This is a genomic window from Streptosporangium minutum (assembly GCF_002149035.1).
GTDB classification, from domain to species: Bacteria; Actinomycetota; Actinomycetes; order Streptosporangiales; family Streptosporangiaceae; genus Streptosporangium; species Streptosporangium minutum.
On record NZ_NGFP01000010.1, the window covers coordinates 1 to 24,117 of the forward strand.

At 67.6% G+C, this 24,117-nt stretch carries 25 protein-coding genes; 16 read left to right on the plus strand and 9 right to left on the minus strand.

Annotation, left to right across the window (positions count from 1 at the left end; all coding sequences use genetic code 11):
- A partial coding sequence (locus CA984_RS03830; RefSeq protein WP_108724526.1) for an acyl-CoA dehydrogenase family protein occupies positions 1 to 986 on the plus strand: 986 nt, incomplete at its 5' end.
- A 130-nt stretch (positions 987 to 1,116) separates the two neighbouring features.
- Here the strand turns inward: CA984_RS03830 and CA984_RS03835 are convergent.
- From CA984_RS03835 to CA984_RS03850, 4 genes are all read right to left on the minus strand, one after another.
- Positions 1,117 to 2,160 (minus strand): CU044_5270 family protein, encoded by a 1,044-nt coding sequence (locus CA984_RS03835; RefSeq protein ID WP_086568150.1) that lies wholly within the window; start codon positions 2,158 to 2,160, stop codon positions 1,117 to 1,119.
- Positions 2,153 to 2,743 carry an RNA polymerase sigma factor gene (locus tag CA984_RS03840; protein WP_242675716.1) on the minus strand — a complete coding sequence of 197 codons (591 nt, stop codon included), beginning with the start codon at positions 2,741 to 2,743 and terminating at the stop codon, positions 2,153 to 2,155. Before CA984_RS03840 ends, CA984_RS03835 begins: the two co-directional genes overlap by 8 nt.
- Positions 2,744 to 3,016: 273 nt before the next feature.
- Entirely contained in the window at positions 3,017 to 4,459 is a 1,443-nt protein-coding gene (locus tag CA984_RS03845; protein ID WP_086568152.1) for an MFS transporter, read from the minus strand.
- A 325-nt stretch (positions 4,460 to 4,784) separates the two neighbouring features.
- A complete protein-coding gene (locus CA984_RS03850) occupies positions 4,785 to 5,540 on the minus strand; it encodes a class I SAM-dependent methyltransferase (protein WP_086568155.1) in 756 nt (251 codons plus the stop codon).
- A gap of 72 nt (positions 5,541 to 5,612) precedes the next feature.
- Between CA984_RS03850 and CA984_RS03855 the strand changes: the two genes are divergently transcribed.
- From CA984_RS03855 to CA984_RS45865, 4 genes are all read left to right on the plus strand, one after another.
- The gene (locus tag CA984_RS03855; protein WP_086568157.1) at positions 5,613 to 6,182 is read left to right on the plus strand and encodes a CGNR zinc finger domain-containing protein; all 570 of its coding nucleotides are present in this window, start codon (positions 5,613 to 5,615) and stop codon (positions 6,180 to 6,182) included.
- Positions 6,183 to 6,323: 141 nt separating this feature from the next.
- Positions 6,324 to 6,926: a MerR family transcriptional regulator gene (locus tag CA984_RS03860; protein WP_086568160.1), complete on the plus strand. Its 603-nt coding sequence runs from the start codon at positions 6,324 to 6,326 to the stop codon at positions 6,924 to 6,926.
- Positions 6,916 to 7,368 (plus strand): hypothetical protein, encoded by a 453-nt coding sequence (locus tag CA984_RS45300; protein WP_133061541.1) that lies wholly within the window; start codon positions 6,916 to 6,918, stop codon positions 7,366 to 7,368. The genes CA984_RS03860 and CA984_RS45300 overlap by 11 nt, the downstream gene beginning before the upstream one ends.
- A gap of 557 nt (positions 7,369 to 7,925) precedes the next feature.
- Entirely contained in the window at positions 7,926 to 8,096 is a 171-nt protein-coding gene (locus CA984_RS45865) for a hypothetical protein (RefSeq protein WP_165781089.1), read from the plus strand.
- A gap of 10 nt (positions 8,097 to 8,106) precedes the next feature.
- On the opposite strand, the gene CA984_RS03865 is transcribed toward CA984_RS45865, so the two are convergent.
- Positions 8,107 to 8,691 carry a TetR/AcrR family transcriptional regulator gene (locus CA984_RS03865; protein ID WP_086568163.1) on the minus strand — a complete coding sequence of 195 codons (585 nt, stop codon included), beginning with the start codon at positions 8,689 to 8,691 and terminating at the stop codon, positions 8,107 to 8,109.
- A gap of 207 nt (positions 8,692 to 8,898) precedes the next feature.
- Between CA984_RS03865 and CA984_RS03870 the strand changes: the two genes are divergently transcribed.
- The 5 genes from CA984_RS03870 to CA984_RS03885 all read left to right on the plus strand — a co-directional run bounded on the left by CA984_RS03870 (position 8,899) and on the right by CA984_RS03885 (position 12,743).
- Positions 8,899 to 9,639, plus strand: coding sequence for a nuclease-related domain-containing protein (locus CA984_RS03870; protein ID WP_242675717.1), 741 nt, complete (start codon positions 8,899 to 8,901; stop codon positions 9,637 to 9,639).
- A 273-nt stretch (positions 9,640 to 9,912) separates the two neighbouring features.
- Complete coding sequence (locus CA984_RS03875) at positions 9,913 to 10,305, plus strand: hypothetical protein (RefSeq protein ID WP_133061542.1); 393 nt, start codon at positions 9,913 to 9,915, stop codon at positions 10,303 to 10,305.
- Positions 10,302 to 10,829 carry a DUF6036 family nucleotidyltransferase gene (locus CA984_RS45305; protein ID WP_133061543.1) on the plus strand — a complete coding sequence of 176 codons (528 nt, stop codon included), beginning with the start codon at positions 10,302 to 10,304 and terminating at the stop codon, positions 10,827 to 10,829. The genes CA984_RS03875 and CA984_RS45305 overlap by 4 nt, the downstream gene beginning before the upstream one ends.
- Positions 10,830 to 11,600: 771 nt before the next feature.
- Positions 11,601 to 11,924 carry a hypothetical protein gene (locus CA984_RS03880; protein WP_133061544.1) on the plus strand — a complete coding sequence of 108 codons (324 nt, stop codon included), beginning with the start codon at positions 11,601 to 11,603 and terminating at the stop codon, positions 11,922 to 11,924.
- A 456-nt stretch (positions 11,925 to 12,380) separates the two neighbouring features.
- The gene (locus tag CA984_RS03885) at positions 12,381 to 12,743 is read left to right on the plus strand and encodes a hypothetical protein (RefSeq protein ID WP_086568174.1); all 363 of its coding nucleotides are present in this window, start codon (positions 12,381 to 12,383) and stop codon (positions 12,741 to 12,743) included.
- Between the two features lie 314 nt (positions 12,744 to 13,057).
- Here the strand turns inward: CA984_RS03885 and CA984_RS03890 are convergent, their stop codons facing one another.
- The 3 genes from CA984_RS03890 to CA984_RS03900 form a co-directional block, all read right to left on the minus strand.
- Entirely contained in the window at positions 13,058 to 13,975 is a 918-nt protein-coding gene (locus CA984_RS03890) for a TIGR03619 family F420-dependent LLM class oxidoreductase (RefSeq protein ID WP_086568176.1), read from the minus strand.
- Between the two features lie 282 nt (positions 13,976 to 14,257).
- On the minus strand, positions 14,258 to 14,722 hold the full coding sequence (locus tag CA984_RS03895) for an ATP-binding protein (RefSeq protein WP_165781090.1): 465 nt from the start codon (positions 14,720 to 14,722) through the stop codon (positions 14,258 to 14,260).
- Positions 14,719 to 15,066, minus strand: a complete 348-nt coding sequence (locus CA984_RS03900) for a hypothetical protein (RefSeq protein ID WP_086568180.1) — start codon at positions 15,064 to 15,066, stop codon at positions 14,719 to 14,721. Before CA984_RS03900 ends, CA984_RS03895 begins: the two co-directional genes overlap by 4 nt.
- A gap of 222 nt (positions 15,067 to 15,288) precedes the next feature.
- On the opposite strand from CA984_RS03900, the gene CA984_RS03905 reads away from it, so the two are divergent.
- From CA984_RS03905 to CA984_RS03930, 6 genes are all read left to right on the plus strand, one after another.
- The gene (locus CA984_RS03905; protein WP_086568182.1) at positions 15,289 to 16,116 is read left to right on the plus strand and encodes a helix-turn-helix domain-containing protein; all 828 of its coding nucleotides are present in this window, start codon (positions 15,289 to 15,291) and stop codon (positions 16,114 to 16,116) included.
- Positions 16,107 to 16,313: a DUF397 domain-containing protein gene (locus tag CA984_RS03910; protein WP_086568185.1), complete on the plus strand. Its 207-nt coding sequence runs from the start codon at positions 16,107 to 16,109 to the stop codon at positions 16,311 to 16,313. Before CA984_RS03905 ends, CA984_RS03910 begins: the two co-directional genes overlap by 10 nt.
- Positions 16,314 to 16,342: 29 nt before the next feature.
- Entirely contained in the window at positions 16,343 to 16,549 is a 207-nt protein-coding gene (locus CA984_RS03915) for a DUF397 domain-containing protein (RefSeq protein ID WP_086568188.1), read from the plus strand.
- 221 nt (positions 16,550 to 16,770) lie between these two features.
- Positions 16,771 to 20,259 (plus strand): DEAD/DEAH box helicase family protein, encoded by a 3,489-nt coding sequence (locus tag CA984_RS03920; protein WP_086568189.1) that lies wholly within the window; start codon positions 16,771 to 16,773, stop codon positions 20,257 to 20,259.
- Positions 20,256 to 21,659, plus strand: a complete 1,404-nt coding sequence (locus CA984_RS03925; RefSeq protein ID WP_165781091.1) for a restriction endonuclease subunit S — start codon at positions 20,256 to 20,258, stop codon at positions 21,657 to 21,659. The genes CA984_RS03920 and CA984_RS03925 overlap by 4 nt, the downstream gene beginning before the upstream one ends.
- Positions 21,656 to 23,233: a class I SAM-dependent DNA methyltransferase gene (locus CA984_RS03930; protein ID WP_207620707.1), complete on the plus strand. Its 1,578-nt coding sequence runs from the start codon at positions 21,656 to 21,658 to the stop codon at positions 23,231 to 23,233. Before CA984_RS03925 ends, CA984_RS03930 begins: the two co-directional genes overlap by 4 nt.
- Before the next feature lie 156 nt (positions 23,234 to 23,389).
- Here the strand turns inward: CA984_RS03930 and CA984_RS03935 are convergent, their stop codons facing one another.
- Complete coding sequence (locus CA984_RS03935; RefSeq protein ID WP_086568193.1) at positions 23,390 to 24,025, minus strand: TetR/AcrR family transcriptional regulator; 636 nt, start codon at positions 24,023 to 24,025, stop codon at positions 23,390 to 23,392.
- Positions 24,026 to 24,117: the final 92 nt, after the last annotated feature.

Below are 24,117 nucleotides of genomic sequence, written 5' to 3' on the forward strand. Positions count from 1 at the left end.
ACGGCGAGGCCGCGAACGACACCGCCAGCGCCGCCGTGACCTCTCCGGCCGCGAGCCTGCCCAGCAGCTCGTCCCCGGTCCCGATCAGGGCCGAGGTCGCGGTGGTGCTGGAGGAGCTGGGGCGGGCGGTGGCGCCGGTCCCGTTCCTCACCAGCTCGGTGCTCGCGACCTCGGCCCTGATCGGGACCGGGGACGAGCTGCTGGGCAGGCTCGCGGCCGGAGAGGTCACGGCGGCGCTGGCGGTGTCGTTCGCGGCCTCGCCGTACAGGCCGCCGGCCGGGGGTGTGACCGTCCGGGACGGCGTGCTGAGCGGGCAGGTGCGCGCGGTCGCGGGAGCCGATGTCGCCGATGTGCTGCTGGTGCCGGCCGGTGGCGGGCTGTACGCCGTGGACACGGCCGACGTGACCGTGGAGGCCGCCGCCTCGCTCGACCTGACCCGGCCGGTCGCGACGGTGACGCTGTCGTCCGCGCCGGGCAGGGAGATCGCCGGCGCCGACGTACGGCGGGCCCTGGTCACCGGGGCGGGGCTGCTCGCCTCCGAGCAGCTCGGGGTCGCCGAGTGGTGCCTGGGCACGACGCTCGCCTACATCAAGGAGCGCCACCAGTTCGCCCGGCCGGTCGGCTCCTTCCAGGCGATCAAGCACCGGATGGCCGACCTCTGGCTGGACGTGGTCCGTGCCCGCGCGGCGGCGAGGAACGCCGCCGACCTGCTGGCGGCGGTCCCGCGCATCGCGACGGACGCCGCTGACGCGGCGGCCGTCGAGGCGGGCGAGCTGGCGGCGGCGGTGGCCAAGTCCTGGTGCTCGGAGGTGGCGCTGCGCGTTGCCGAGGAGGCGGTGCAGCTCCACGGCGGGATCGGGATGACCTGGGAGCACCCGGTGCACCTGTATCTCAAGCGCGCGAAGTCCACGGAGATCGCGCTCGGCACCCCCGGCGCCCACCGGGACGCCCTGGCGGTCCTGGCGGACCTGCCCGCTCCCGCCTGACCCCGTCCTTTCCCGATCGGCGGCGCGGCCCTGTCGGGCATCGGCTGCGGATCGAGCAGGCGGCGAGCGAGAGTCGCGAGCATGCCCGGCCACAGAGCCCCCGCTTCCGTGGCCGGGCACGAGCGGCCCCTTACTCGGCCGTGGGCGCCACCGGCTCGGAGTCGGTCCAGCCGGACTCCAGCACCACCTCGGTGCGGTCGCCCTTGTCCGGCATGCCGGTGACCAGGAAGGCCAGCACCATCGAGGTGTCCCGATCGATGATCAACCTGCCCTGGGTGGGCCGGCCCTGCTGGATCGGGAACGTGACCGCGACGCCCGGCCTGCCTCGCGGGTCCGTGGTGTCGCCCTCGACCCGCACGGAGGGCAGCGCCGCCAGTGCCCGGTACGCGGCGCCCCGCACCTCCGGAGAGGTGGGCAGTTCGTACAGCAGCGACGCCAACACCCTCGGCAGGTTGTCGTCCACGGCGTCCTCGACGACGTCGCTCGCACGGATCGCATCCAGCATCCGGTTCTTCAGAGCCTCGGGGTCGGCGGGCAGCGCCTTGACCTCTTCCAGAGTCAGCTGCTCACCCTCCAGGAGGGGGAACTTCTGCCTGCCCTTGTGGGGGACCAGCTTCCCTTCGCCCGGCGAGGTGGAGAAGCCGCCGTCCTCGACCTTCCATTCGGCCGGTGAGCCGTCGCGACGCCAGGCCTCCACGTCGAGGGGGCGCGTGGCCAGCTTCCGGACGCCGGACCAGGCCCGGCCCTCCTTGGAGATCCAGTTCTCGACGAGGTTGGAGGTCTCCAGCTGGTACGTGTCGCCTTCCTTGCCGTACGGCTTGGCCCACCGCATCGTGTACAGCCGCTTGACGTGCCAGTAGGCGCCCTCGGGAGCGGCCTCGGCCCTGGTCGCCGCGGCCAGCAGGATCGAGTGACCGGACAGGACGGTCGTGCTGTTCCCGGGGGAGGTCGTGCTGTTCCCGGAGGAGGGGGAAAGCGCGGGGGCGGAGGTCGTCATGCCGGGTACGAAGACCGCCGCCGCGACCGCGGCCGCCGTGGCGAGTCCCGCGACACCGGCCTGCCACGGCAGGCGCCGCCTGGTCGCCGCGCGCATCCGTGCCTGCACCCGCGTCTTCGCGAACGGGTCGTCGTCGGGCCGGCCGTACAGCTCGCGGACCTCGGTGAGCTCATCCATGATTGGCCTCCATCGGGTTGGCGCCGCCCAGAGCGGCGCGGATCTTGGCTCTGGCGCGGCTCAACCGTGAGCCGACCGTGCCGTAGGAGATGCCGAGCGCGGCGGCGATCTCCTCATGGCTCAGTCCCGCCAGGGCCGTCAGGAGCAGGACGTCGCGCTCACCCCGTCCGAGACGGGCGATGGCCTCGGCGAGGGCGGGACGCAGACTCTCGGCGCTGACCTGTGCCGCCACGCGTTCCTCGTGGCTGGGCGCGTCGGCCGGGGGGCCGTGCCTGTCCACGGCCCGCAGCGCGCGGACCTCGGTTCTGCGGTGCTTGTGGATGAGGTTGGTGACGATGCCGTACAGCCAGGTTCTGACGCCGGCCTTGGCGGGGTCGTACCGCGCCCGCTTGCGGAACGCCGTCAGGAACGCCTCGGCGACCACGTCCTCGGCCGGTCCGGGGCCGAGTCGCTGGACGACGTAGCGGTGGATCTCGCTGAAGTAGGCGTCGAAGACGGCGGAGAAGTCGTCGAGCGACTGATCCGGCGGCCGTTCGACCGGCGTGGTTGTCATCGAGAACCTCTCGTGGCGAATGTCGGTCATGGGGTATCACCCGATGGGCCGATTCGCTTTCCCGATCACCGGAAGGGTTCCGGGTTCAGCGGGTCGCCGAGGTGCCGTGTTAGCGGGTCGTCCGGCCGCTTTCAGCGGGTCGCCGGATGCCGTGTGGGCGGGTCGTCCGGCCGCCGGGGGAGGCGCGCGGCGGATCCGGACAGCATAAAGCCCCTGGTCGGCCTCATGCTGCGAGCATGAGGCCGACCAGGGGCTCCGCCTGGGCGCGATCGGGGAAGGCGGCGACCGCCTATCGGTGAAGGCTCAGTGGACCGGGTCGGCGTCCTCGCGGGCCTGCCTGGGCAGGAGGAAACCGACCAGGAAGGTCAGCGCGACCATCCCGGCGACGACCCAGAAGGTGCTCCGCGCCGCGGCGGTGGGGTCGCCGCCCGTCGCGCCGAAGAAGACGGTGCCGAGCAGGGCCACACCGAGCGCCGCCCCGACCTGCTGGAGCGCGGTGAGCGTGCCGGAGGCGGAGCCGGTCTCGTGCGGCTCGACACCGGCCAGCGCGATCTCGAAGTACGGTCCCATGATCAGTCCCGATCCCAGGCCGGTGACCAGCAGGGCGGGGGCGAGCTGCCAGGGGCCGACATCCGGGCCGAGCAGCAGCAGGAGGGCGATGACGCCGACCGTCATGATCGCGGCACCCGCGTGCAGCACCCTGCGGCCGTGCCTCCTGACCGCCTGCATGGCGCCCATTCCGATGATCATGCCCACGGAGAGCGGGACGCCGGCCAGGCCGGCCTTCAGCGGGGTGTAGCCGAGGCCGAGCTGCGTGTAGAGGTTGAAGACCAGGCCGAACCCGCTGAAGGCGGCGAAGTAGATCGTCCCGGTGAACATGCCGCCGATGAACGCGCGCTTGCGGAACAGGCTCGGCGCGATCAGCGGGTCGCCGCCCCTGCTGTTCTTGCGCGACTCGTACCAGCCGAAGAGCGCGAACACCGCCAGGGAGCCGGCCATCATCACGAACGTCCAGGCCGGCCAGTCGTGCTCACGGCCCTGGACCAGCGGGAAGACGATCATCAGCGAGCCGAGGGAGGCCAGGAGCGCGCCGGGGAGGTCGAGCTTGAGCGAGCGGGTCGGCCGGGTGGCGGGCAGGAACCTCACCGCGGCCAGCACCGTGAGCAGGCCGATCGGCAGGTTGATCAGGAAGATCATGCGCCAGCCGGTGCCGAAGAAGTCGGCGTCGACCAGCCAGCCCGCCAGGATCGGGCCGCCTATCGCGGACAGTCCCATGATCGGGCCGAACGCGCCGAAAGCCGCCTGCAGCTCCTTGGGCGGGAACATCTCCTTCATCATGCCGAGCCCCTGCGGGACCATCGCGGCCCCGAACAGGCCCTGGACCACGCGGGCGGCGATCACGGTCTCCGGTGAGACGGCCACCGCGCAGAACAGCGAGCCGACCACGAACCCGGCCGCGCCGATGAGGAACATCCGCTTGCGGCCCACGATGTCGCCCAGCCGCCCGCCGGTCAGCAGGCCGGCGGTCATGGCCAGCGTGTATGCCACGCCGAGCCACTGGATCATCGAGGTCCCACCGCCGAGGTCGGCCTGCATCGTCGGACCGGCGATGTTGGTGACGGTGGCGTCGAGGAGCTCCATCACGGAGCCGGCGAGGATCACGAAGAGCGCGGGCCAGCGCCACCTGTACGGCGCGGGCTCGGTGGCTTCCCGGGCATCCAGCGGGCGGATGTCGAGGGTGGTCATTGCTCCTCCAGAGCCTGGCGTGCGGGGGATATGTGAACGCTACGAGGGTTCGCGGAAAGAGTCGCTCCGCGAACGTGCTCAGATCGAGGATCTTTCGTGGAACGATTCGTTCTGTTCCACTATATCAGAACGGAATGCTTCATTCCGATATTTTTCGGATGGCTTTCCGGTCCGCTCGACCCTCCGCTCCGGATCCCCGTCGCGGTCACAGGCACCACGTTATGCCGGGTGTAGGTCATCTCCTGTCCTACATGACGCCGGTGCCGGGACCTGGTGGGAACCGGCCGCCGGACGCCGTGAAACTCGGCCCCCGCGGCCGGTTGGATCAGCCGCGGACGGCGCAGAGGAGCCGGTTGTTGCCGCGCTGCCACAAGGAGCCGATCTCGGTGAAGCCGGCGTCACGGAGGGCGTTGACGTGCTCGGAGAGCAGGGGAGACTCCGAGCCGTGGTGGTCGGCGCCCGCGGTGGCGCGTTCGGAGTGGAGCTCGGCGAAGGCGGGGTCGGCGGCGACCGCGTCCCACCACTGGCGCCAGTCTTCTGGGCGCCGGCCGGCGAACACGCGCTCGGTCTCCCGGTCGTGCACGGCGCGTTCGAGGCGGGCGATGGCCGGAGCGGTGTCGTCGGTCTCCATGTGGTCGCCGTTGAGCAGGAGCCCGCCCGGACGCAGCACGGTCGCCAGCTCGGCGTACATCTTCTGGAGCTCCGGTCCGGAGATCCAGTGCAACGCGGTGGTGCTCACCGCGACGTCGGCCGGTCCGTCCAGGCCCAGGGAGTCGGTCCATCCGGGTGTGCGCAGGTCGACGGAGACGAACCTGAGACGAGGGTAGGCGGCCCGGCCGAGGCCGAGCAGCAGCGGGTCCGCGTCGACCGCGACCACCGTCGCCCCGGGCAGCCGCTCCAGAAGACGGGCGGACAGTGAGCCCGGCCCACAGCCGAGGTCGATGACCAGCGGATCGGGGCGGCCCGCCGCCTCGACGGCGTCGATCAGTGCAGTGAAACGCTCCTCGCGGTCGGGCAGGTAGCCCTCCTGCTGGCGGTCCCAGCGCGCGATCCACTCGAGTGCGGCATCGTGGGTGAGCACAATCGTCTCCTTGTAACTGTCGTCTAGGCTTGTGGCAGTCACAAACTAAAGCGCGAGGATGTAACTGGTCAAGTGGATTTCAACAGTCACGCTGATGCGATCGTCCGGGTGGCGGTGGGCCTGGTCAACGAGCTGACCCCCGGGGAGAGGCGGGGACGCGCCTTCCCGCTGCCGCGCGAGCTTGCCGCCGCCGCCGCCGAGGGCCTGCGGACCGGCTATCCGAATCACCGGGAGGTCACCGAAGGGGAGGCCGGTGAGCTCGTCGAGATCGCGGCGCGGCTGCGCCGGGTCTTCGACGCCGTCGCGACGGGAGACATCGACGCGGCGGCCCTGCAGGTCAACGGTCTTCTTGAGGAGACCCGCGCCCGGCCGCTGCTCGACCGGCACGACGGAGAGCCATGGCATCTGCACTTCCACGGCCCCGGCGGCACCATGGCCGGCGACTGGGCGGCGAGCTGCGCCACCGGACTCGCGATCGTGCTGGGGAGCGAGTTCCACGACCGCCTCGGCGTGTGTACGGCGCCGCACTGCGATCGGGTGTACGTGGACGTGTCCCGCAACGGCACCCGCCGGTTCTGCGGCACCGCCTGCCAGAACCGCGTCAAGACCGCGGCCTTCCGCGCCAGGGGCAAGGTCCCGTGACGGTGCCCCTGCTGACTGCCGATCGCCGGGTAGCACCGCGGCCAAGCCAGGCAACCCGTCCCACCGTCGAACCAGAAACTCGATTCCTGATTTTGAGCCTGAATCAGGGAGTAGTATGGGTGAGAAGGGGGCGCCGTACTCATGACCGATGTCAAGCCCAGGAAGTCTCCGGCAGGAGCGGCCAAGAAGCGAGAGCGTCACACGCTCTCGGCGCAGCGCGGGAACGATGTCGCCGGTACAGCACAGGCCCCTCGCAGGAAAGAGCTTGAGGAGCGGGCAGCGCTGGCCCTGTTCGATCAAGCGCAGCGCCTGGACGGAGTAGCCGCCAGCACCCATGAGACCGGCACCCGTGACACGGTCAGGGAAGTCGTCCAGGACCTGCTCGCCCATGCCGAGCCGGTGCGGGCGACGATCGCATCGAAGATCCTCGGTGTTGACGAGAAGACCGTTCGCGCGTGGGTCAAGGAAGGGCTGCTCATCCCGGTCAGGGAAAAGCCTCGATTGATGCTTGAAGCCGAACGCTTGTACACCGTGGCAACGCTTGTTCAGGATCTGCGCCGGGACGGTCACGCCCGCAATCTCGTCGAGTCGGTCTGGTATCGCCTGCAAGACCGGGGACTCCTGGAGAATGATCAGTTGATCGACGGCCTCCGGCAGATGGAACGGGGCGAGGGCCGTCCGTGGCGGGAGATCAAGGCCGAGTGGAGTTCCAAGAACTCGGAGCCGGCCGCCGGTGAAGACTGAGGTCTATCTCTCGGTGCTCGCGGAGAAACAGGCCGAGACCTTACGCGGGGCAGATCTGCAGGCGTTTGTCGCCTTCGTTGGTGATCTGGAAGCTCGTGGTTGCGCAGCCCTTGGATATCGGCTCACCGGGGAGATTCCGGTGAGCCGGCTGTGCGTCAAGCATTTGCGGGATGCCACGCGCGTCGTGGTCGCCTTCGAAGCGCCGGGTCGCGCCTGGGTTCTGATGCTGGGGCCTCATGATGAGCGCGATCGGACACAGGATGTCTACGCCTCCCTGTGGCAGGTGTGCGGATTGGACGCGCCGCCGGTGGGTAGGCGAACCAAGCCCGCCTGCTGTGACGATGACGGCGCGGATCCAGACCTATCTGAAATCGATGACCTGGTGGCCCGTTGCCGGGATCTCGTCAAGCCGTCTCGTCGGCGGCGTAAGCGTGCCGGCTGACGGACTCCTGCCGGAACGGCAGTCAGATATCGGGCGGTACCAGTGTCAAGCCAGGTGACCCACCGGCGAGCTGAGTTGCCGCTCTGATTCCCGTGACGGCTCTGCTCCATTGAGCATGAGGGCAAGGTGCTGCGTTACCAACGATGCGGTCGGTTTCAAGAAAACCGGCGCAGCGGGCATGACCCTTGTGGTCGGCGTCCAGAGCGTCCACTAGCGGACCGGCATCGAGAAGCGTCGTCACATCGGACGGTTCAACCCTTCGCGAAGGATCTCTTCATGCCGTTCGTGAGATCTCCGACGCCTGAGTTCAGGGTCCGGGTGGTGATCGGCCGGTGGTACTGGTGATCGACCTCACGCCGGGGGCAGAACTGGAGGCAGTCCGAGAGCAGATGGAAGACGGTGCGTCCCCGACGAAGGAGTGATCAGGTCGTGGCCGAGATGGTGCCCACCCCGCTCTGTGAGGTGCTGGGGGATGCCCTGCGGAGGGTCGGGCCGCTGATCCAGGAGATCGACAAGGACGTCGAAGCGCCGTACCGGCAGTTTCACTCGGGCAAGGTGTGGACGGGGCCAGCAAACGTTTCGGCGGACAGCTCGCCGACTACCGCACGCGTGCCCGCGGCTCGGGGGAGAAGATCCTGTCCGACCTGCGCCAGGCGCCGGCCCGCACGCCGCGTCAGGTGAGCGGGCAGGAGGCCAGGATGACCAGAAGCAGGTACGGCCTGTCCTGACGGTGTCAGGTCACTTCGGGCGCAGCGAGGTGAGCAGCAGGTCGGCGAAGTGCTCGCCGACCTCGGCGCCGGAGAGCGCGCCCTCCGCGCTGTACCAGGTGCCCAGGTGGTGGACCGAGCCGAAGAAGAAGTCGACGACGATCTCGGCGGGGGTGTCGTCCCTGAAGACGCCCTCGCGCTGGCCCTCGGTGACGAGGTCGCGGAAGCGCTCGTGGTAGCGGCGGCGTTCGGCGCGGACGCTCTTGCGGGTGTCGGGGGCGAGCAGGTGCATGGAGCGGAAGAAGATCTTGGAGTCGTCCAGGTTCTCCACCGTGGTCAGCACGACGTCGGCGGCGGCGGCGTGGAGGCGTTCGGCCACCGGGCCCGGTCCGTCGGCGATCCGGGTGAGCCGCTCCATCTGCATGCGCAGCACGCGGCCGTAGATCTCGTGGAGCAGGTCGTCCTTGGAGTCGAAATAGTGGTACATGGCGCCCTTGGTGACGCCGGCCGCCGCTACGATCTCCTGCACCGAGGTGCTCTCGAAGCCCCGGTCGGCGAACAGGCGGGTGGCCTCGCCGATCAGGCGCTGCCGTACCGGCTCCTTGTCCTGCGTCATCTGTCCCCCAAGGTGTGGTGCGGCAAGCATACCGACTGGTCGGTCAAACCGGTGGCAGGTATCTGGGTTGTGTTATTTCCATCACCTTTGGATGCCTGGAGCCCCTGCTTGGGTATTTCATGATTGAGGGATCTTCAGCGTCGCAGATCCGCCTCACTGCCACCAATCGACTCTGGGGGGTTCGCTGTGTCCGGCGGATCAATCTACGTGACGCCCGATGACCAGGTGCACGGCCTGTCACCCCAGGTCATGTACGAGCAGTTCTGGATCAAGGAGGCCGATCAGCGCCGGAAGGCGCGCGCGGTCAAGGCCGCGGTCGGCCTGGTCGTGGGCATCCTGCTCGCCTACCGCTTCGACCTGCCCAGCCCCCCGGTGATCGGGATCGTGGCCGGCCTGCTGGTCGGCGCCGCCGACATGTTCTGGGCCTGGCACTCCTACGAGGCCACCGCCGTCTGGCGCGGCAGACGCCGGGGCGAGACCATCACCGGCAAGCTGCTCCGCCGCAAGCTCCGCAGGCACGGCTACCGCATCCTCGACGGCCGTGCTGTGCCCGGACAGGCGTCGATCGACCATCTCGTCATCGGCCCCGGCGGCATCTGGGTGGTCGACAACGAGGCCTGGGACCCCGAGACCGAGATCGCCCGGTACGGCGAGCGGCTGTTCCTCGGCGAGAAGTACGGCTCGAAGGTGGCCAAGGCGCTCGTCGACGCCTCCGAGTCGCTGGCCGCCGTGCTCTCCAAGGAGTCGGGCATCCCCGTCACGATCGAACCGCTGCTCGCCGTACACGGCGGGGAGCTGAGGCGGACGGTCACCGCCGAAGGGCTCACGCTGCTCAAGCCGCGCCTGGTGGCGCGCTGGATCATACGGGGGCCGCGCGCGGAGTTCGACGAGAGCCAGGTGGAGTTGCTCGCCCGGACCGCCGCCCGGGTGCTGCGCCGGATGAGCTGACCGACCGGCCCCGCCGTGCCGTACGGCGGCCGGGGCATGTCAGGAGCCTCCCTCCGGACCAGGGCGATTCACCAGGAACGGGCCGGGCGGTGTCACGCCGGCGCGAGTCGGCCCGGGAGACGGTGTCGGCCAAGACCGCGGCCTGAGGGCGCCGGTTCACGGCTGTCCTGTCCCTGGCTTGGTTCACTGCTGCCCTGTACTGGTTTAAGGACTCTTCGGTTTTGAGAGAGGGATGTCCATCCTCGGAATCGAAGAGCCACTAACGTGATACTCATGAAGCGCGTCCAGCAGTACCAAGCGGCCTCCGTCGCAGTGCTTGCGGGCTGGCTGACCGATCATCCTGACGAGGAGACACGCTGGCGCCTGGTCGCCGAGTTTCTGGAGGAGTACCGGCACGAGCCGCCTGTGGTCCGACTTGCTCTGTTGTCTCCAGAGCCCTCCAGCGTGGGAGACCCACACTGGGACGTCTTTCTTGCCGCGCTCGCCGAGCACCTCGCCGCGAAGGACGGTCATGCCGGCCCCCCCTGGACTGAATCACGGCGACTCCGCCAGTTCTGGTTCCCGTTCAACACCCCCGCAGCCCGCGTCGACGCATTCGTCCACGCACCGGCCTCATTCCGTCGCCGTGGCGTCTTTATCCACCCCCAGGAGCTGGAAGTCGCATGAACGATGCGCCTCTGCTTGATCGGGCTGCGATCGAGGACGCATTCCAGCGTCTCGGCGACCGTCTTGCCCGCCGGGGGGTCATTGCCGACCTCTATATTTTCGGTGGAGCAGCCATGGCATTGGCGTACGATGCCCGCCGGTCCACTCGTGACATCGATGCCGTTTTCGAACCGCACGGGATCGTCCTTGATGAGGCACGGGCGGTCGCATCCGAGCTTGGCCTGCCATCATGGTGGCTCAATGAGCAGGCCAGCGCTTATGTCGCGCCGGGCGGAGACAGCTCGGCTCGGCGAGTCTTCGACCATCCGGGCCTACGTGTATCGGCAGCATCGCCAGAACATCTACTCGCGATGAAAGTTCTGGCCGCTCGCCGACGGGACACCGGTGATATTCGCGCTCTTGTCGAACGCCTTACCCTTGACTCGGCTGCTGAAGTCCTCGCTCTGTGCGCAGAGATCTTTCCCGACGAACCTGTCCCTGATCGGGCCCGTCTCATGCTGGAAGACCTGTTCAACGGAGGCTGAAGGTCTGCCGACCGACGCGCCGGGTTGCCGAGGGCGACGGACCGTGCCGGCCTCCGCGGGGTCCGGCCCTCCAGGCGCCGACGTCCTCGGCTATGCGGGTGCGCCGGCGGACAGAGGGCCGTTTTGTTCCAGTTTTCCCGGCTCTCCGACGGGGCTCACGCTGCTCAAGCCGCGTCTGGTGGCGCGCTGGATCATACGGGGGCCGCGCGCGGAGTTCGACGAGAGCCAGGTAGAGCTGCTCGCCCGGACCGCCGCCCGGGTGTTGCGCCGGATGAGCTGATCGACCGGCCCCGCCGTGCCGTACGGCGGCTGGGGCATGTCAGGAGCCTCCCTCCGGACCAAGGCGATTCACCAGGAACGGACCAGGGCGATTCACCGGGAACGGGCCGGGCGCTGTCACGCCGGCGAGAGTCGGCCCGGGAGACGGTGTCGGCCAAGACCGCGGCATGAGAGCCGCGGCATGAGAGCGCCGGTTCACGGCTGTCCTGTCCCTGGCTTGGTTCACCGCTGCCCTGTCCCTGGCTTAAGGACTCTTCGGTTTTGAGAGAGGGATGTCCACCCTCGGCATCGAAGAGCTGGGAATGCCGTCCCGCCTGGGGGTTTCGGGCAGACCCGAAAAGCGTGGACGACAAATCCGGATCATAATTAGGGTTCTTTTACCGAATAGCTGTAAGGGCCAACCGATTTGCGCGGCGAAGGGAGCCCGGAGCCGGGCTCGTGTCGAGGAGCGAGTCGGGTGGCGGCAGCTGGCGTAACAGAAGAAGGAGCCCGATGAAGGTTGGAGTAAGAAAAGCGCTCAAGGCGGCCGTGATCGGTGGGCTGATGGCCGGAGCGGTGATCGTGCCGGCGACGGCCGCGCACGCGACGCCTTCCAACTGCAGTGACAAGTACGTGCTTCACGAGTACTGGGTGAACTGCACAAGCGGAACGGGGTACTACCGCGCAAAGGTGCGATGCTACAAAATCGGCTCTTCGCAGTACACGACCCGGTACGGCGCGTGGAGGAAGGTGGGCGAAGGGCTCTCGATCGCCAGCTGCCAGAGCAGCGAAGAGCCCGCGTCCGGCACGTGGGTGCTGAGCAACACCAAGCCCTGACCAGGGGATTCGGAGCAGACGTTCGTGTCGCGCCCTCACGCGGCCCGGACGCCCGGCCCGCATGATCGGCGTGCCGTCAGGGGACAGCGGGGCGGCGGCGGACAGCGCGCCCGTGTCTGCGAGGTGGACGGCCAGGTCGCCCCGAATGCGCGCGGGTTCGAGGTCGGGCGGGCGCGTCTCGCGTCCGCCGACCTTGAGCGCCGTGTCGCCGCGCACGAGGACCTCCGGCCCGTGCAGGGACTGTTCTCATTTGAGATAAGCCAATAAGACCGCTAACGGGGGTCCCGTCAGTATCCGCCGAACCCCCAACGGATATGCAGGCCACGGGACCTTCCGGGGTTCGCCCTGGAAAACCCTTCGCCAAGGCTCCGACCGGCATTCCCGTTGCTTTCACGGCGATTACTGCCGAGACCCCAGAAGGAGACGACAATGGCGTCACATAAGATCAGCCGTCGGATGGTCACCGTCGCGGCGGCGTTCGGCCTGGCACTGTCAACCACCTTGGTCGCCAATCCGCAGCCTGCCGCTGCTCTCGCCTGCGGGGGCGCCTCGGCCAAAACGCCGTGGAAGTCGGGCAGCACCATCTGGGGGGAGGGATTCGCCGGCTCATGCAGCGGTGACTACCGAATCACGATCGAGCGTTCACGGTACTACGGCTGGGAGAGCATGGCACAGTCGATCTGGATCAAGGCCAATGAGGGCACGGTGGTGACCTACAACTGTGCGGGTACAGGGACCCACACGTTCAGGACCACTGTCTGGAAAAGCGGCTCGGCGGGCACGATCGCCACGTCGGGAACGTTCAGGACCTCCTGCTAGGGCCTGCTCGGAGTTCGGATCCTCAGATGGGTCGGAGGCTCCGGATTCACAGGACGGCACCGGCGGACGGAGTCCTGCCGGATAGCTCCCCGGCGTCTTGCCGAAGCGGAAAGCCGTCCCGCGCCACTCCTTGATCTTGCTGGTGCGGCGCTCCACGGTGTCGCGGTCCTTGTACAGCAGCGCGTCATGGGTGACCGGGCGGCCGCCGCGTGAGCCCTTCTTGCGGTCGGCCGCCCGGTCCGCCTTCTCCGGGATGACTGCCTTGATGTGCCGCCGGTGCGGGTAGGCGAGGTCGGCGAGGTCGGCGCGCGAGTTCAGCCGGCGTGCAGCCTGGTGATGAGCTCATGCGCGACGTCGAGGAACTGATCGCGCGAGGACGTCGTCGTCTGCAGGTCGACGAACGCCTCGTGGGCGCCGGCCTGGGCGAGGGTCAGCAGGTAGTCACCGATCTGCTGCACGGTCCCGGCGTGCGGCACCTGGTCGTCGGGCGCGGGAGAATCGGTGATCTTCGGATTGACGCGCACCACCATTCGCAGGGCCGACGGGTCGCGGTCGACGCGGGCCGCGGTCTGCAGCGCGACATCCCACAGGGAGGTCAGATAGGGCATGGGTATCGCCGCGCTCAGCCAGCCGTCGGCCCGCCTGCCGATCCTCTCCATGGACGAGGGCGTGTAACCGGCGAGCAGGACCGGGGGGCGCGGCCGCTGGAAGGGCTTGAGGTCGATGTGCGACGGCGGCACGGTCCAGAGCGTGCCCTTGTGCTCGACCACCTCACTGCTCCAGACGGCCTCCATCAGGTCGAGCGTCTCTTCGAGCCGGTCTCCCCTCCCCTGCCAGGGCACCCCGGTCGCGGTGTATTCGTCACGCAGCCAGCCGAGACCGATGCCGACGTCCAGCCGTCCGTGGCTGAGCAGGTCGAGCGAGGTCAGCATGCGGGCGAGCAGGACCGGCGGCTGCCACAGCGCGTTGAGCGTGCTGGTTCCCAGCCGGACCTCCCGGGTGCTGACGGCGGCCAGCGTCAATGCGGTCAGCGGGTCGAAGAACGTCGCGAAGGCTGGGGGGATCTCGCCGTCTCCTCCCGGGTAGGGATCGCTGGGTGCGAGCGGCAGCATGATCCGATCACCCGCCCACAGGCTGCTGTAGCCCATGGCCTCCAGATCCGCGCTGGCCTGCCGGATGAAATCCGGGTCGGCGAAGGCACCGTACTGCGGGACTGCATATCCGATCTGCATGAGAAATTCCTTGATACTTCGCCATGGAAAGCCGGGAAGAACTGAGGTGCATATTCCGTACGCATCTCGATGCCTGGACGCTCCCGGCCTCGCGTCCAGGGAGATGTTAGGCAGCACCTCTTGGATATGACTTGTTGTCGGGTTGGGGCGTGGGTCTGGCGCGCCGTCGGCCGGCTCCTCCGTCCACCTCCCGGCCCGCTGGGCGGGCGGCAACCAGCCCAGTTCGATCGCCGGCTGCGAGCTGGGCGAGGGGGAGGCGTGATCCGCACGGAGCAGGTCGGGTCACCCCGGCACCTGGAACCAGACGGATCTGCCCGCCTCGTCGTCGTGGCGGGACGATCCCCATGCGGTGGCGAGCAGGTCGACCAGCCACAGGCCCCGCCCGCCGTCGCTGTCGGCGTCCGGGACGTGTACGGCCGGGGCGCTGCTGACCGATCCGTCGTCGGTGACCTCCACGTGAACCGCTCCGGGGTCGTGGGTCAGGTTGACGGTCACCCGGCCGCCCGCCGTACGGCCGGAGTCGGAGTGGGTGACCGCGTTGGTGATCACCTCGCTGAGCAGCAGCAGGACGTCGTCGAGCGCCGGGGGTGCGAGCCGTACGGCCAGCAGCCCGTGCGCCCAGGCGCGGGCCGCCGGTACGGAGGACACCTCGCCGGGGAACTCCCTGCGCCACGAGCCCTGCTGCGCGTCCGCGCGGGGAGTCCCCGGGGCGGCGTCGTGGGAACTGATCCGCTCCTCCGGTCTCATCCGTTCACCTCGGTCATGACGATGTCCGCCGCGTTGTCGGCATCTGCCAGCACCCATTCGCCCCGCCGCCACAGGCGCGCCCACCACGGCCGCCAGGTGAACACCCAGCCGCAGTAACGCCGGATGACCGTGATCCGGGCCAGGGTCCCCGCTGCCGAGTGGACCTCCAGGATCGGCTGCCCGGTCACCGGCAGGACGAGCGAGGTGCGGACCCCGAGAGCGCGTAGGTCCCAGCCGAGCCGCACCAGGTGGACGAACCGCTCCTGCTGCTCCGCGGTCGTGGGATCCGGAGGTTTCCGATGGCCGCGGGCGGAACGGGAAAGGCTGTTTTCCTGATCGCGCATCGCTCGTTTGTCTCCTGTTTGAAGGGGGCTCTTATCGCTTTCTTTTCCTTCCTGTCGGAAAGAGAAGGCGTGTGCTTAGATTGCCCTTGCAGCAGGTGAGGCAATGGCCGGACCGGTGGGCTGGGGGATGGCAGCCAATGTCAGGTACCGGCTTGTCTAAACCGGCCGCTGGTATTCCCGTCGGAGCAGAAGGTCCGTTTTTCTCTTTTTAGGGGGAATGCGATGAGCGTCGATCCTTTTTCCGGTCCCGATTCCCCCCGGGTGCGGTTCGGGGCCGAGATGCGCCGCCTGCGCGAGGAGGCTCAGCTCTCCCAGGGGGCGGTGGCCGCACGGCTGGGGTGCACGCAGACTCAGGTGAGCCGCCTGGAGGCCGCCACCCGGACCCCGTCCAAGTCCGACGCCGAGCGGCTGGACCGGCTCTTCGGCGCGGGCGGCGGCACGCTCTTCACCGGGCTGCACCGGCGCATCCTCGCCCGTCCGGGCAGCCCGGACTGGTTCACGAGCTGGGCCGAGGAGATCGAACCCGCCGCCCTGGTCCTGCGGTCGTGGGACCCGCTGCTGGTCCCGGGTCTTCTGCAGACGGAGTCCTACGCCCGCCATGTCTTCAACCATGCGCCTCTGATCACTCCCGAAGAGGTGGAGGAGCGTGTTGAAACGCGTATGCGGCGTCGGAGCATCCTCGACAAGGACGGTCCTCCCCTGCTCCTGGTCCTCGCGGACGAGGGTGTGCTGCGCCGTCGGGTCGGCGGGCCGGAGGTGATGCGGGAGCAGCTCGGTCACCTATTGGAGATAGCCCGGCGGCCATCCATCTCCATCCAACTCGTCGATCAGCAGTGCCTATCAGGCATGCTGGGCGCCTTCATGATCGCCAAGCTTCCGAACGTACAGCCGGATGTCATTCATGCGGGCTCTTCAGTGGAAGGGCAGGTTTCGGCTGATCCCATTCAGGTGACCTCAATATGGAACCGCTATGAAGCGATACGTCGATGGGCTTACCCTGAACATATGTCCCTCAAAATGATCGAAGAAGTGAGGCGGGAATGGACCTGAGCGCCGCTGTGTGGCGGAAGTCGTCGCTTTCTGGCGACGATGGTGGTCAGTGTGTCGAGGTCGCCGACAATCTGCCGGGTGTGGTCGGGGTCCGTGACAGCAAGGACCCCGAGGGTCCCGCGCTGCTCTTCACTCCCGCCGAGTGGCGGACCTTCGTCGGGGGCGTCAAGTCGGGTGCGTTCGACCGGCTGTCCTGATCCTCCACAGGTGAGGAAGTGAGGCGGGAATGGACCTGAGCGCCGCAGTGTGGCGGAAGTCGTCACGTTCTGGTGACAACGGTGGTCAGTGCGTCGAGGTCGCCGACAACCTGCCGGGCGTGGTCGCGGTCCGTGACAGCAAGGATCCCGATGGCCCCAAGCTGCTCTTTACCCCCGCCGAGTGGCGCTCCTTCATCGGTGGCGTCAAGGACGGAGATTTCAACCATTCGTCCTGATTGCCGGAATTAACCTGGTTTCGGCCTGCCCTTAATTGGGGCACTGTTCAATCCTTTTTGTCTCTAACCCCCGATCGGACAACCGATCGGGGTTTTTCTGCGTCTCCGTAACGATGCTGAGCAGGTCTGGGATAGAGGTCTGAGAATTCCTGGTTCGCGCTGCACGATTTGAGGTATTCTGCAAGGCTTTGCTGAATCCGGCGTGATGTCTGTGAGGATGAATGGTTAATGGGGTCGGTGGGCTGGCAGGCGGATCGCCCAACTTCGGATTCCTGCTTGCCCATGAGCCGCTGCTCGTGGTGTACGGAGCGGGCGCCGAGACGTCCGTCTTCACCGATCCCAACGGCGCCCTGGTCAAATGCCGTCAGTTCATCGAGGTTCTGACGACCGTCATGGTGCGCCGGACGGGCATAGCGGTGGCCGTTGACAACCGGTTGGGGACCCGGATCCATGCCCTTTCCGACAACGGCGTCATCCTCAGGAGCGGCGCGGACGCCTTCCACGAGATCCGCCGGATTGGGAACAGGGCCGTTCACGAGCACTACGCCGACACCAGGGCCGCTCTCGACTCGGTGAACAAGTGCTTCCAGCTCGGCCTGCTCCTGCACCGCGCCATCACGGGCGACCGCCAGGTCATCACCTTCGTTCCGCCGCAGCCGCCCGTCGATGTGACCGGTCAGCTCCGTGAGGACCTCGAACGCTACAAGCGCGAGCTCACCGAGGCCCGGCTCATCCTGGACGGCAAGCGATCGCGCGCGGAGGCGGTCTCCGAGGCCAGGGCGAAGGCCGAGGCCGAGCTCAGCCGCGCGTTGCGGGAACGCGACCGGCTGGCCGCGCAGCTGGAGACGTTGCAGGGCACCGCGCAGCAGCTCAGGTCGGAGTTCGACGAGCGGACGCCGGACAAGGTCCCGATCTCCAGGCGCAGGCTCTTCATCGAGCAGGCGCGGGCGCCGGAACCGCTGACCGAGGCGCAGGCGCGCCGCGAGATCGACCGGATGCTCCGCGAGGCCGGCTGGGTCGTGCAGGACCTGGCCCAGCTCAACCCTCTGGCCGGCACGGGCGTGGCCGTACGGGAGTTCGCCTTCGCCCGGGGCAGGTCGGACTACGCCCTCTACGTCGACGGCATGCTCGTCGGCGTCATCGAGGCCAAGCGGGAGGGCACCTCGCTGACCGGGGTGGAGTGGCAGAGCGCCGGATACGCCGCTGCGCTCCCCAAGGCGTACGCCATGGCCACCTGGCGCAGGGACATCCCGCTGCCGTTCCGCTACGAGAGCACGGGGGTGGAGACCCGCTTCACCAACGGGCTCGACCCCGATCCCCGCTCCCGTGGCGTCTTCTCCTTCCACCGGCCGGAGACCGTTGCCGCCTGGATGGCCGAGGCCGACGACCGGCCGGACGCGCCGACCCTCCGCGCGCGGGTACGGCAGATGCCCGCCCTCGTCGAGACGGGGCTGCGTCCCGCCCAGATCGACGCGGTCAAGGGCGTCGAGAGCTCCCTCTGCCGGGACCTTCCCCGTGCCCTCGTCCAGATGGCCACCGGTGCCGGGAAGACGTTCGCCGCCGTCACCCAGACATACCGGCTGATCAAGCACGCGGGCGCGAAGCGCGTGCTCTTCCTGGTCGACCGGAACAACCTCGGCGACCAGGCGGCGGCGGAGTTCCGCAACTACACCACGCCCGACGACGGCCGGAAGCTCTCGGAGCTGTACAACATCCAGCGGCTGGCCGGTGGGACCGTCCTGGAGTCGACGAACGTCGTGATCACCACGATCCAGCGGCTTAGCCTCGCCCTGCGCGGCGAGCAGCTCCCGCCGGACGACGACGACCAGGGGATCGACGACTACGTGCCCGACCGGCCGGTGGACGCGCAGTACAACCGGCAGCTCCCGCCCGAGACCTTCGACCTGATCGTCGTGGACGAGTGCCACCGGTCGATCTACGGCAAGTGGCGGGCGGTGCTCGACTACTTCGACGCGCCCATCCTCGGCCTCACCGCGACGCCGACCGCCCAGACGCTCGGCTTCTTCGACCAGAACATCGCCTCGGAGTACACCTACGAGCAGGCCGTGGCCGACGGGGTCAACGTCGACTACGACGTCTACCGGATCCGCACGAAGATCAGCGAGAGCGGCAGCCGCATCCCGGCCCTCGACGAGGAGGGCACTCGCACGGTCGTCCCGTTCCGGGACCGTCGCACGCGGATGCAGCGCTACGAGGAGCTGCAGGAGGACTTCACCTACTCCGGCGAGCAGATCGGCCGCTCGGTGCTGGCCAAGGACCAGATCCGGCTGGTCCTCAAGACCTTCCGCGACAAGGTCCTCCCCGAGCAGTACGGCAAGCGGACCGTCGTCCCCAAGACGCTCATCTTCGCCAAGAGCGACGAGCACGCCGACGACATCGTGCAGATCGTCCGGGAGGTCTTCGGCAAGGGCAACGATTTCGCCGCGAAGATCACCTACAAGTCGAAGGACGTGGGCGACGACCCGAAGAAGCTGCTGCAGCTCTTCCGCACCAGCGCGGCCCTGCGGATCGCCGTCACCGTCGACATGATCGCGACCGGGACGGACGTGCGACCGCTCGAAATCGTGTTCTTCATGCGTGGTGTGCAGAGCGCGGTCTACTTCGAGCAGATGAAGGGCCGGGGTGCCCGTACCGTCGACGAGACCGAGTTCCGGCAGGTCAACCCCGACCGGTCGGCCCGCCGCAAGGACCGCTTCCTGCTGGTCGACGCGGTCGGCGTCACCGACAGCCCGCTGTGCGACGCGCGCCCGCTCGAACGGACGCCGTCGCTCAGCCTCAAGCAACTGCTGGCTAAGGCGGCGAACCTCTCGATCGACGAGCACGAGATCGCCTCTCTCGCGTCCCGGCTCGCCCGGCTCGACCTCGACATGACCGACGCCGACCGCGACGAGATCGCGCGGGTCGCCGAGGGCACCACGCTGCGCGACATCGTCCGGCGGCTCGTCGACGCCGTCGACACCGACGAGCTGATCGCAGTCCAGGACACGGGTGGGGACAGGGCGGTCCAGCGCCGGCTGCGTGAGGCCGTCGCCCCCCTCACCGCGAATCCCGACCTGCGCCGGCGCATCCTCGACATCCGCCACGACCGCGACACCGCCATCGACGACCTCTCGACCGATGAGCTGATTTCGGCCGAGGGAGTGGACATCGCCAAGGAGGCGGTCCAGTCGTTCCGCCAGTTCGTGAAGGAGCACCAGGACGAGGTGATCGTCCAGCAGCTCCGCCACGGCAGCGGACCGCGGCTGACGTACGCGCAGCTCCAGGATCTCGCCGACCGGGTGAAGCGGCTGCCGAACGTCTACAACGTCGACTTCCTCTGGAGGTCGTACGAGGAGCTGGGCGAGGCTCCGTCGCTGGGGGAGGGCGAGGCCGCCGTCACGGACCTGGTCTCCCTGCTCCGCCGCGAGCTCGGCGTGGACCGGGAGGTCCGGCCCTTCCGGTCGATCATCGAGGAGCGCTACGCCACCTGGCGCGCGAGCCAGGAACGTTCCGGGGTGACCTTCACCCCCGAGCAGCGCTGGTATCTCGACCGGATCGTGGGCGTGATCGCCACGAGCGTCGAGGTCACCGTCGAAGACCTGCACGGCATGCCGTTCGACCAGCGCGGCGGCGCGTACGGCTTCGCCGACGCCTTCGGCGACCGCGCCGAATCCATTCTCGAAGAACTCAACAAGGAGCTAACCGCGTGACGTTGTTCTCGATCCCTGATTCTTGGGCTTGGGCCTCATTCGGAGATGTTGCACGGATCGCAAGCAACTTAGTTGATCCCAAAGATTATCAGAATAAGCCGCATATAGCGCCTAATCACATCGAACCATGGACTGGTCGAATTCTTGATTACGCGACCATCCAAAATGATGGAGTGACAAGCCCAAAACACTATTTTCACTCCGGCCAGATCCTCTATTCAAAGATTCGTCCATACTTAGCCAAGATTTCCTTGGTAGACTTTGAAGGCCTCTGTAGTGCGGATATGTACCCTATTGATACGAACCTCAATGCTAGATATTTAAAATGGTGGATGCTAACACCTATGTTTGTCGAAGAATCTACGAAGCATCAAGGGCGAGTGGTGCTGCCGAAGATTAATGCAGAGGCGCTACGAAAGCTCTGCGTTCCAGTGCCTCCACTGGAAGAGCAGTGCAGGATTGTCGCTGCTCTCGAAAGTCATCTCTCGCGACTTGATAAAATATCTCATGCGGTAGAAAGGGCCAGGATTCGCGCCTCGGCGCTGCGTCGTAAGGTTCTTGATGATGAAGATTCTCGACTTTCTGATGTTCCGTGGAAGCAGCTCGGGGAACTTCTTCGAGAGCCTTTGCGGAATGGTCACTCAGCAAGAGCCACTCAAGACGCTACAGGGATCCGCACGCTGACGCTTACCGCTGTCACAAATAACCAGTTCATCGAAAAAAACACCAAACTTGCGGCGGCGGACCCTGACCGTGTCCGACATCTTTGGCTCCGCTCTGGGGATATCTTCATTCAACGCTCGAACACTCCAGAGTTGGTGGGGTCGTCAGCTCTTTATCGCGGTCCGGAAGATTGGGCGATATTTCCCGATCTCTTGATTCGGATCAGAGTCGCCCCTTCGTTGTTGCCAGAATTTGTTCATTTGATGCTATCTACTACTCGGACGAAAAGATATTTACGCTCATCCGCCAAGGGTCTTGCAGGTTCAATGCCGAAAATTGATCAAGGAACTATCGAACGGATAGAGCTGCCAACGCCCCCACTGGATGTTCAGCGTGAATTCGTCGAGTTTGTAAAAGCGCAGCAAGAGGGGGTTTCTCGCCTGATCGGAGGGCTGGAAGGCGCACGGAGCCGTTCAAGCCAGTTGCGCCGGTCGCTTTTGAGAGAGGCGTTTGCGGGCCGGCTGCTTCCACAGGACCCGACCGATGAGCCCGCCTTGGCATTGCTGGCGCGCATCAGAGCTGAACGAGCCAACCAGCTCAAGCCTCAGCGTGCCCGCCGTACCAAGCCAAAGGAATCACCCTCCGTGAGCCTCGCCGAGCCATCGGCCGCCAGCCGTACTGAGTGGCCCGACTCGACCCGTACCCCCACCACCTACGAGCAGGGAGAACTGCTGTGACGACGACCGTGTCCGACAGCGAGCAGGCCGAGCGGTCGGCCGAGGCGGCGCGGCTCGCGGAGGCGCGGCGGCTCGCGGACAAGATGTGGAGCTACTGCGACGTGCTCCGCGACGCAGGGGTGTCGGCGATCGACTACGTCGAGCAGCTGACTTACCTGCTCTTCCTCAAGATGGCCGACGAGCGGGCCAAGCTCCCGGAGAGCCTCGGCGGCGGGCGGATCCTGCCTGAGGGGATCAGCTGGGAGACGCTGAAGAAGCTGACCGGCGCGGCGCTGGAGGAGGCGTACCGGGAGACGCTGGCCGAGCTGGGCAAGGAGAAGGGCATCCTTGGGACGGTCTTCCGCAAGGCACAGAACAGGGTGCAGGAGCCCGCGCTGCTCAGGAAGCTAATCGTTGACCTCATGGACAACGAGACCTGGGGACGGCGCGGCACCGACGTCAAGGGCGACGCCTACGAGCAGCTCCTCGCCCGCAGCGCCACCGACGTCAAGTCCGGTGCCGGGCAGTACTTCACCCCGCGCCCGCTCATCAACGCGATCGTCGACTGCGCGCAGCCCACCCCCGGGGACACGATCATCGACCCGGCCTGCGGCACCGGCGGCTTCCTGCTGGCCGCCAACGACTACATCCGCAGGCACCACACAGACCTGACCCCGGGCCAGCGGCACCGCCTGACGCACGGGGAGGCGTTCCTGGGGACCGAGCTGGTGGACGGCACGGCCCGGCTCGCCGCGATGAACATGCTGCTGCACGGCATGTGCCAGGCGGACGGTGAATCGCCCATCCAGACCGAGGACGCGCTCGCCACCTCCCCCTCCGTCCGCGCCTCCCTGGTGCTGGCCAACCCGCCGTTCGGAAAGAAGTCCGCGATCACGGTGATCGGCCTCGACGGCAAGGCGACCCGGGACGACGTCGCCTACGACCGGCAGGACTTCTGGCAGACCACCACCAACAAGCAGCTCAACTTCGTCCAGCACATCGCCCGGTTGATGGCGATCCCCGGCCGCGCGGCGGTGGTCCTCCCCGACAACGTGCTCTTCGAGGGCGGCGCGGGGGAGGGGATCCGCCGTGCGCTCCTCAAGGAGTACGACGTCCACACCCTGCTCCGGCTCCCCACCGGGATCTTCTACGCGGGCGGGGTCAAGGCGAACGTGCTCTTCTTCGACCGGAAACCGGCCAGTGAGGAGCCCTGGACCAGGAACCTCTGGGTGTACGACTTCCGTACCGGCCAGCACTTCACGCTCAAGCAGAACCCGCTCCGCCGCGAGGACCTGCAGGAGTTCGTCGACTCCTACCTTCCGGGCAGGTCACCCGACGAGCGGGTGGAGACCGAACGGTTCCGGAAGTTCACCTATGACGAGCTGGTCGCCCGCGACAAGTGCAACCTGGACATCTTCTGGCTCAAGGACCCGAGCCTGGAGGACGCCGACGCGCTCCAGCCGCCCGAGATCATCGCGCAGGAGATCGTCGACGACCTGGAGGCCGCGCTGAGCGAGTTCGCCGCCATCGCCGAAGCCCTCCAGAACCGCGCCGTCGCTCAGGACCCCGGAAGCACACCGGCCGAAGACCTCTGAGCCCGACGGCCCCCGCCCGCGACAACCGTGGCGGGCGGGGCCCTCAGGCCGGTTCCTCGATGAAGGCCGCGATCTGGATGACGTTCCGCCATTCGTGCACCGCCGCGATCCCGTCGTGCGCCGGAGAACACCTCGTGCTCCGGCATCGGGCGCGTCTCACGTGGCGGTGTCGGGGCTCTGCCTCCGGCGGGCTTCGAGTGCGTCCAGAATGAGGGCCAGGCCGTAGCCGAACTCGCTCGTGTGGTCGTAGCCCGGTTGCAGGGCGTGGTCGACGATCATCTCCGTGAGGTACGGAAATTCGCCCGCCGGCAGGTGGTCGAGGATGTCGCCGGCCACTTCCCCGACATCGTCCGGCGTCGTCACCGGCAGGTTCGCCTCCTGAAGGACGAACCCGCCGACGTAGCTGTCGATGAGCGAGACGGCGTGCGCGGCCATCGGCAGCGTGAACCCCGCCTCCCGTAAGACACCGAGGACGGCGTCGTGGTGGCGTAGCGTCGCCGGCCCCGGGGTGCGACGGGAGTCCATGAGGCCGAGGGCCCAGCTGTGCTGCGACAAGACCGCACGCGCGGAGGAAGCGCGCGTACGGATCGCGTCGCGCCAATCGCCGCACTCGGTACCGGGTAGCTCGATCGCCGCGAACACCATGTCGACCACGCCGTCGAGGATCGCGTCCTTGTTCGGTACGTGGTGGTAGAGCGACATCGCCTCCACGCCCAGCTCCTGCGCCACCCGTCGCATCGTGATCGCCTCCACGCCGCCGCGATCCGCGATCCGGATCGCGGCTTCCAGCACGCGACCTCTGCTGAGTGGTTGCCGTGGCGGTAGCGGTGGTGAGGGTGACACGGCGGCTCCAAGTATGGGCGGGTTGACAACCTTACATGCGT

What these genes read in the sequence shown, in the direction of transcription:
- CA984_RS03835 (WP_086568150.1), bottom strand. Translation starts at nt 2,160, where the DNA reads ATGGATGAGCTCACCGAGGTCCGCGAGCTGTACGGCCGGCCCGACGAC.
- CA984_RS03840 (WP_242675716.1), bottom strand. Translation starts at nt 2,743, where the DNA reads ATGACCGACATTCGCCACGAGAGGTTCTCGATGACAACCACGCCGGTC.
- CA984_RS03845 (WP_086568152.1), bottom strand. Translation starts at nt 4,459, where the DNA reads ATGACCACCCTCGACATCCGCCCGCTGGATGCCCGGGAAGCCACCGAG.
- CA984_RS03860 (WP_086568160.1), top strand. Translation starts at nt 6,324, where the DNA reads ATGACCGATGTCAAGCCCAGGAAGTCTCCGGCAGGAGCGGCCAAGAAG.
- CA984_RS03865 (WP_086568163.1), bottom strand. Translation starts at nt 8,691, where the DNA reads ATGACGCAGGACAAGGAGCCGGTACGGCAGCGCCTGATCGGCGAGGCC.
- CA984_RS03875 (WP_133061542.1), top strand. Translation starts at nt 9,913, where the DNA reads ATGAAGCGCGTCCAGCAGTACCAAGCGGCCTCCGTCGCAGTGCTTGCG.
- CA984_RS45305 (WP_133061543.1), top strand. Translation starts at nt 10,302, where the DNA reads ATGAACGATGCGCCTCTGCTTGATCGGGCTGCGATCGAGGACGCATTC.
- CA984_RS03880 (WP_133061544.1), top strand. Translation starts at nt 11,601, where the DNA reads ATGAAGGTTGGAGTAAGAAAAGCGCTCAAGGCGGCCGTGATCGGTGGG.
- CA984_RS03885 (WP_086568174.1), top strand. Translation starts at nt 12,381, where the DNA reads ATGGTCACCGTCGCGGCGGCGTTCGGCCTGGCACTGTCAACCACCTTG.
- CA984_RS03890 (WP_086568176.1), bottom strand. Translation starts at nt 13,975, where the DNA reads ATGCAGATCGGATATGCAGTCCCGCAGTACGGTGCCTTCGCCGACCCG.
- CA984_RS03895 (WP_165781090.1), bottom strand. Translation starts at nt 14,722, where the DNA reads ATGAGACCGGAGGAGCGGATCAGTTCCCACGACGCCGCCCCGGGGACT.
- CA984_RS03900 (WP_086568180.1), bottom strand. Translation starts at nt 15,066, where the DNA reads ATGCGCGATCAGGAAAACAGCCTTTCCCGTTCCGCCCGCGGCCATCGG.
- CA984_RS03905 (WP_086568182.1), top strand. Translation starts at nt 15,289, where the DNA reads ATGAGCGTCGATCCTTTTTCCGGTCCCGATTCCCCCCGGGTGCGGTTC.
- CA984_RS03910 (WP_086568185.1), top strand. Translation starts at nt 16,107, where the DNA reads ATGGACCTGAGCGCCGCTGTGTGGCGGAAGTCGTCGCTTTCTGGCGAC.
- CA984_RS03915 (WP_086568188.1), top strand. Translation starts at nt 16,343, where the DNA reads ATGGACCTGAGCGCCGCAGTGTGGCGGAAGTCGTCACGTTCTGGTGAC.
- CA984_RS03920 (WP_086568189.1), top strand. Translation starts at nt 16,771, where the DNA reads ATGGTTAATGGGGTCGGTGGGCTGGCAGGCGGATCGCCCAACTTCGGA.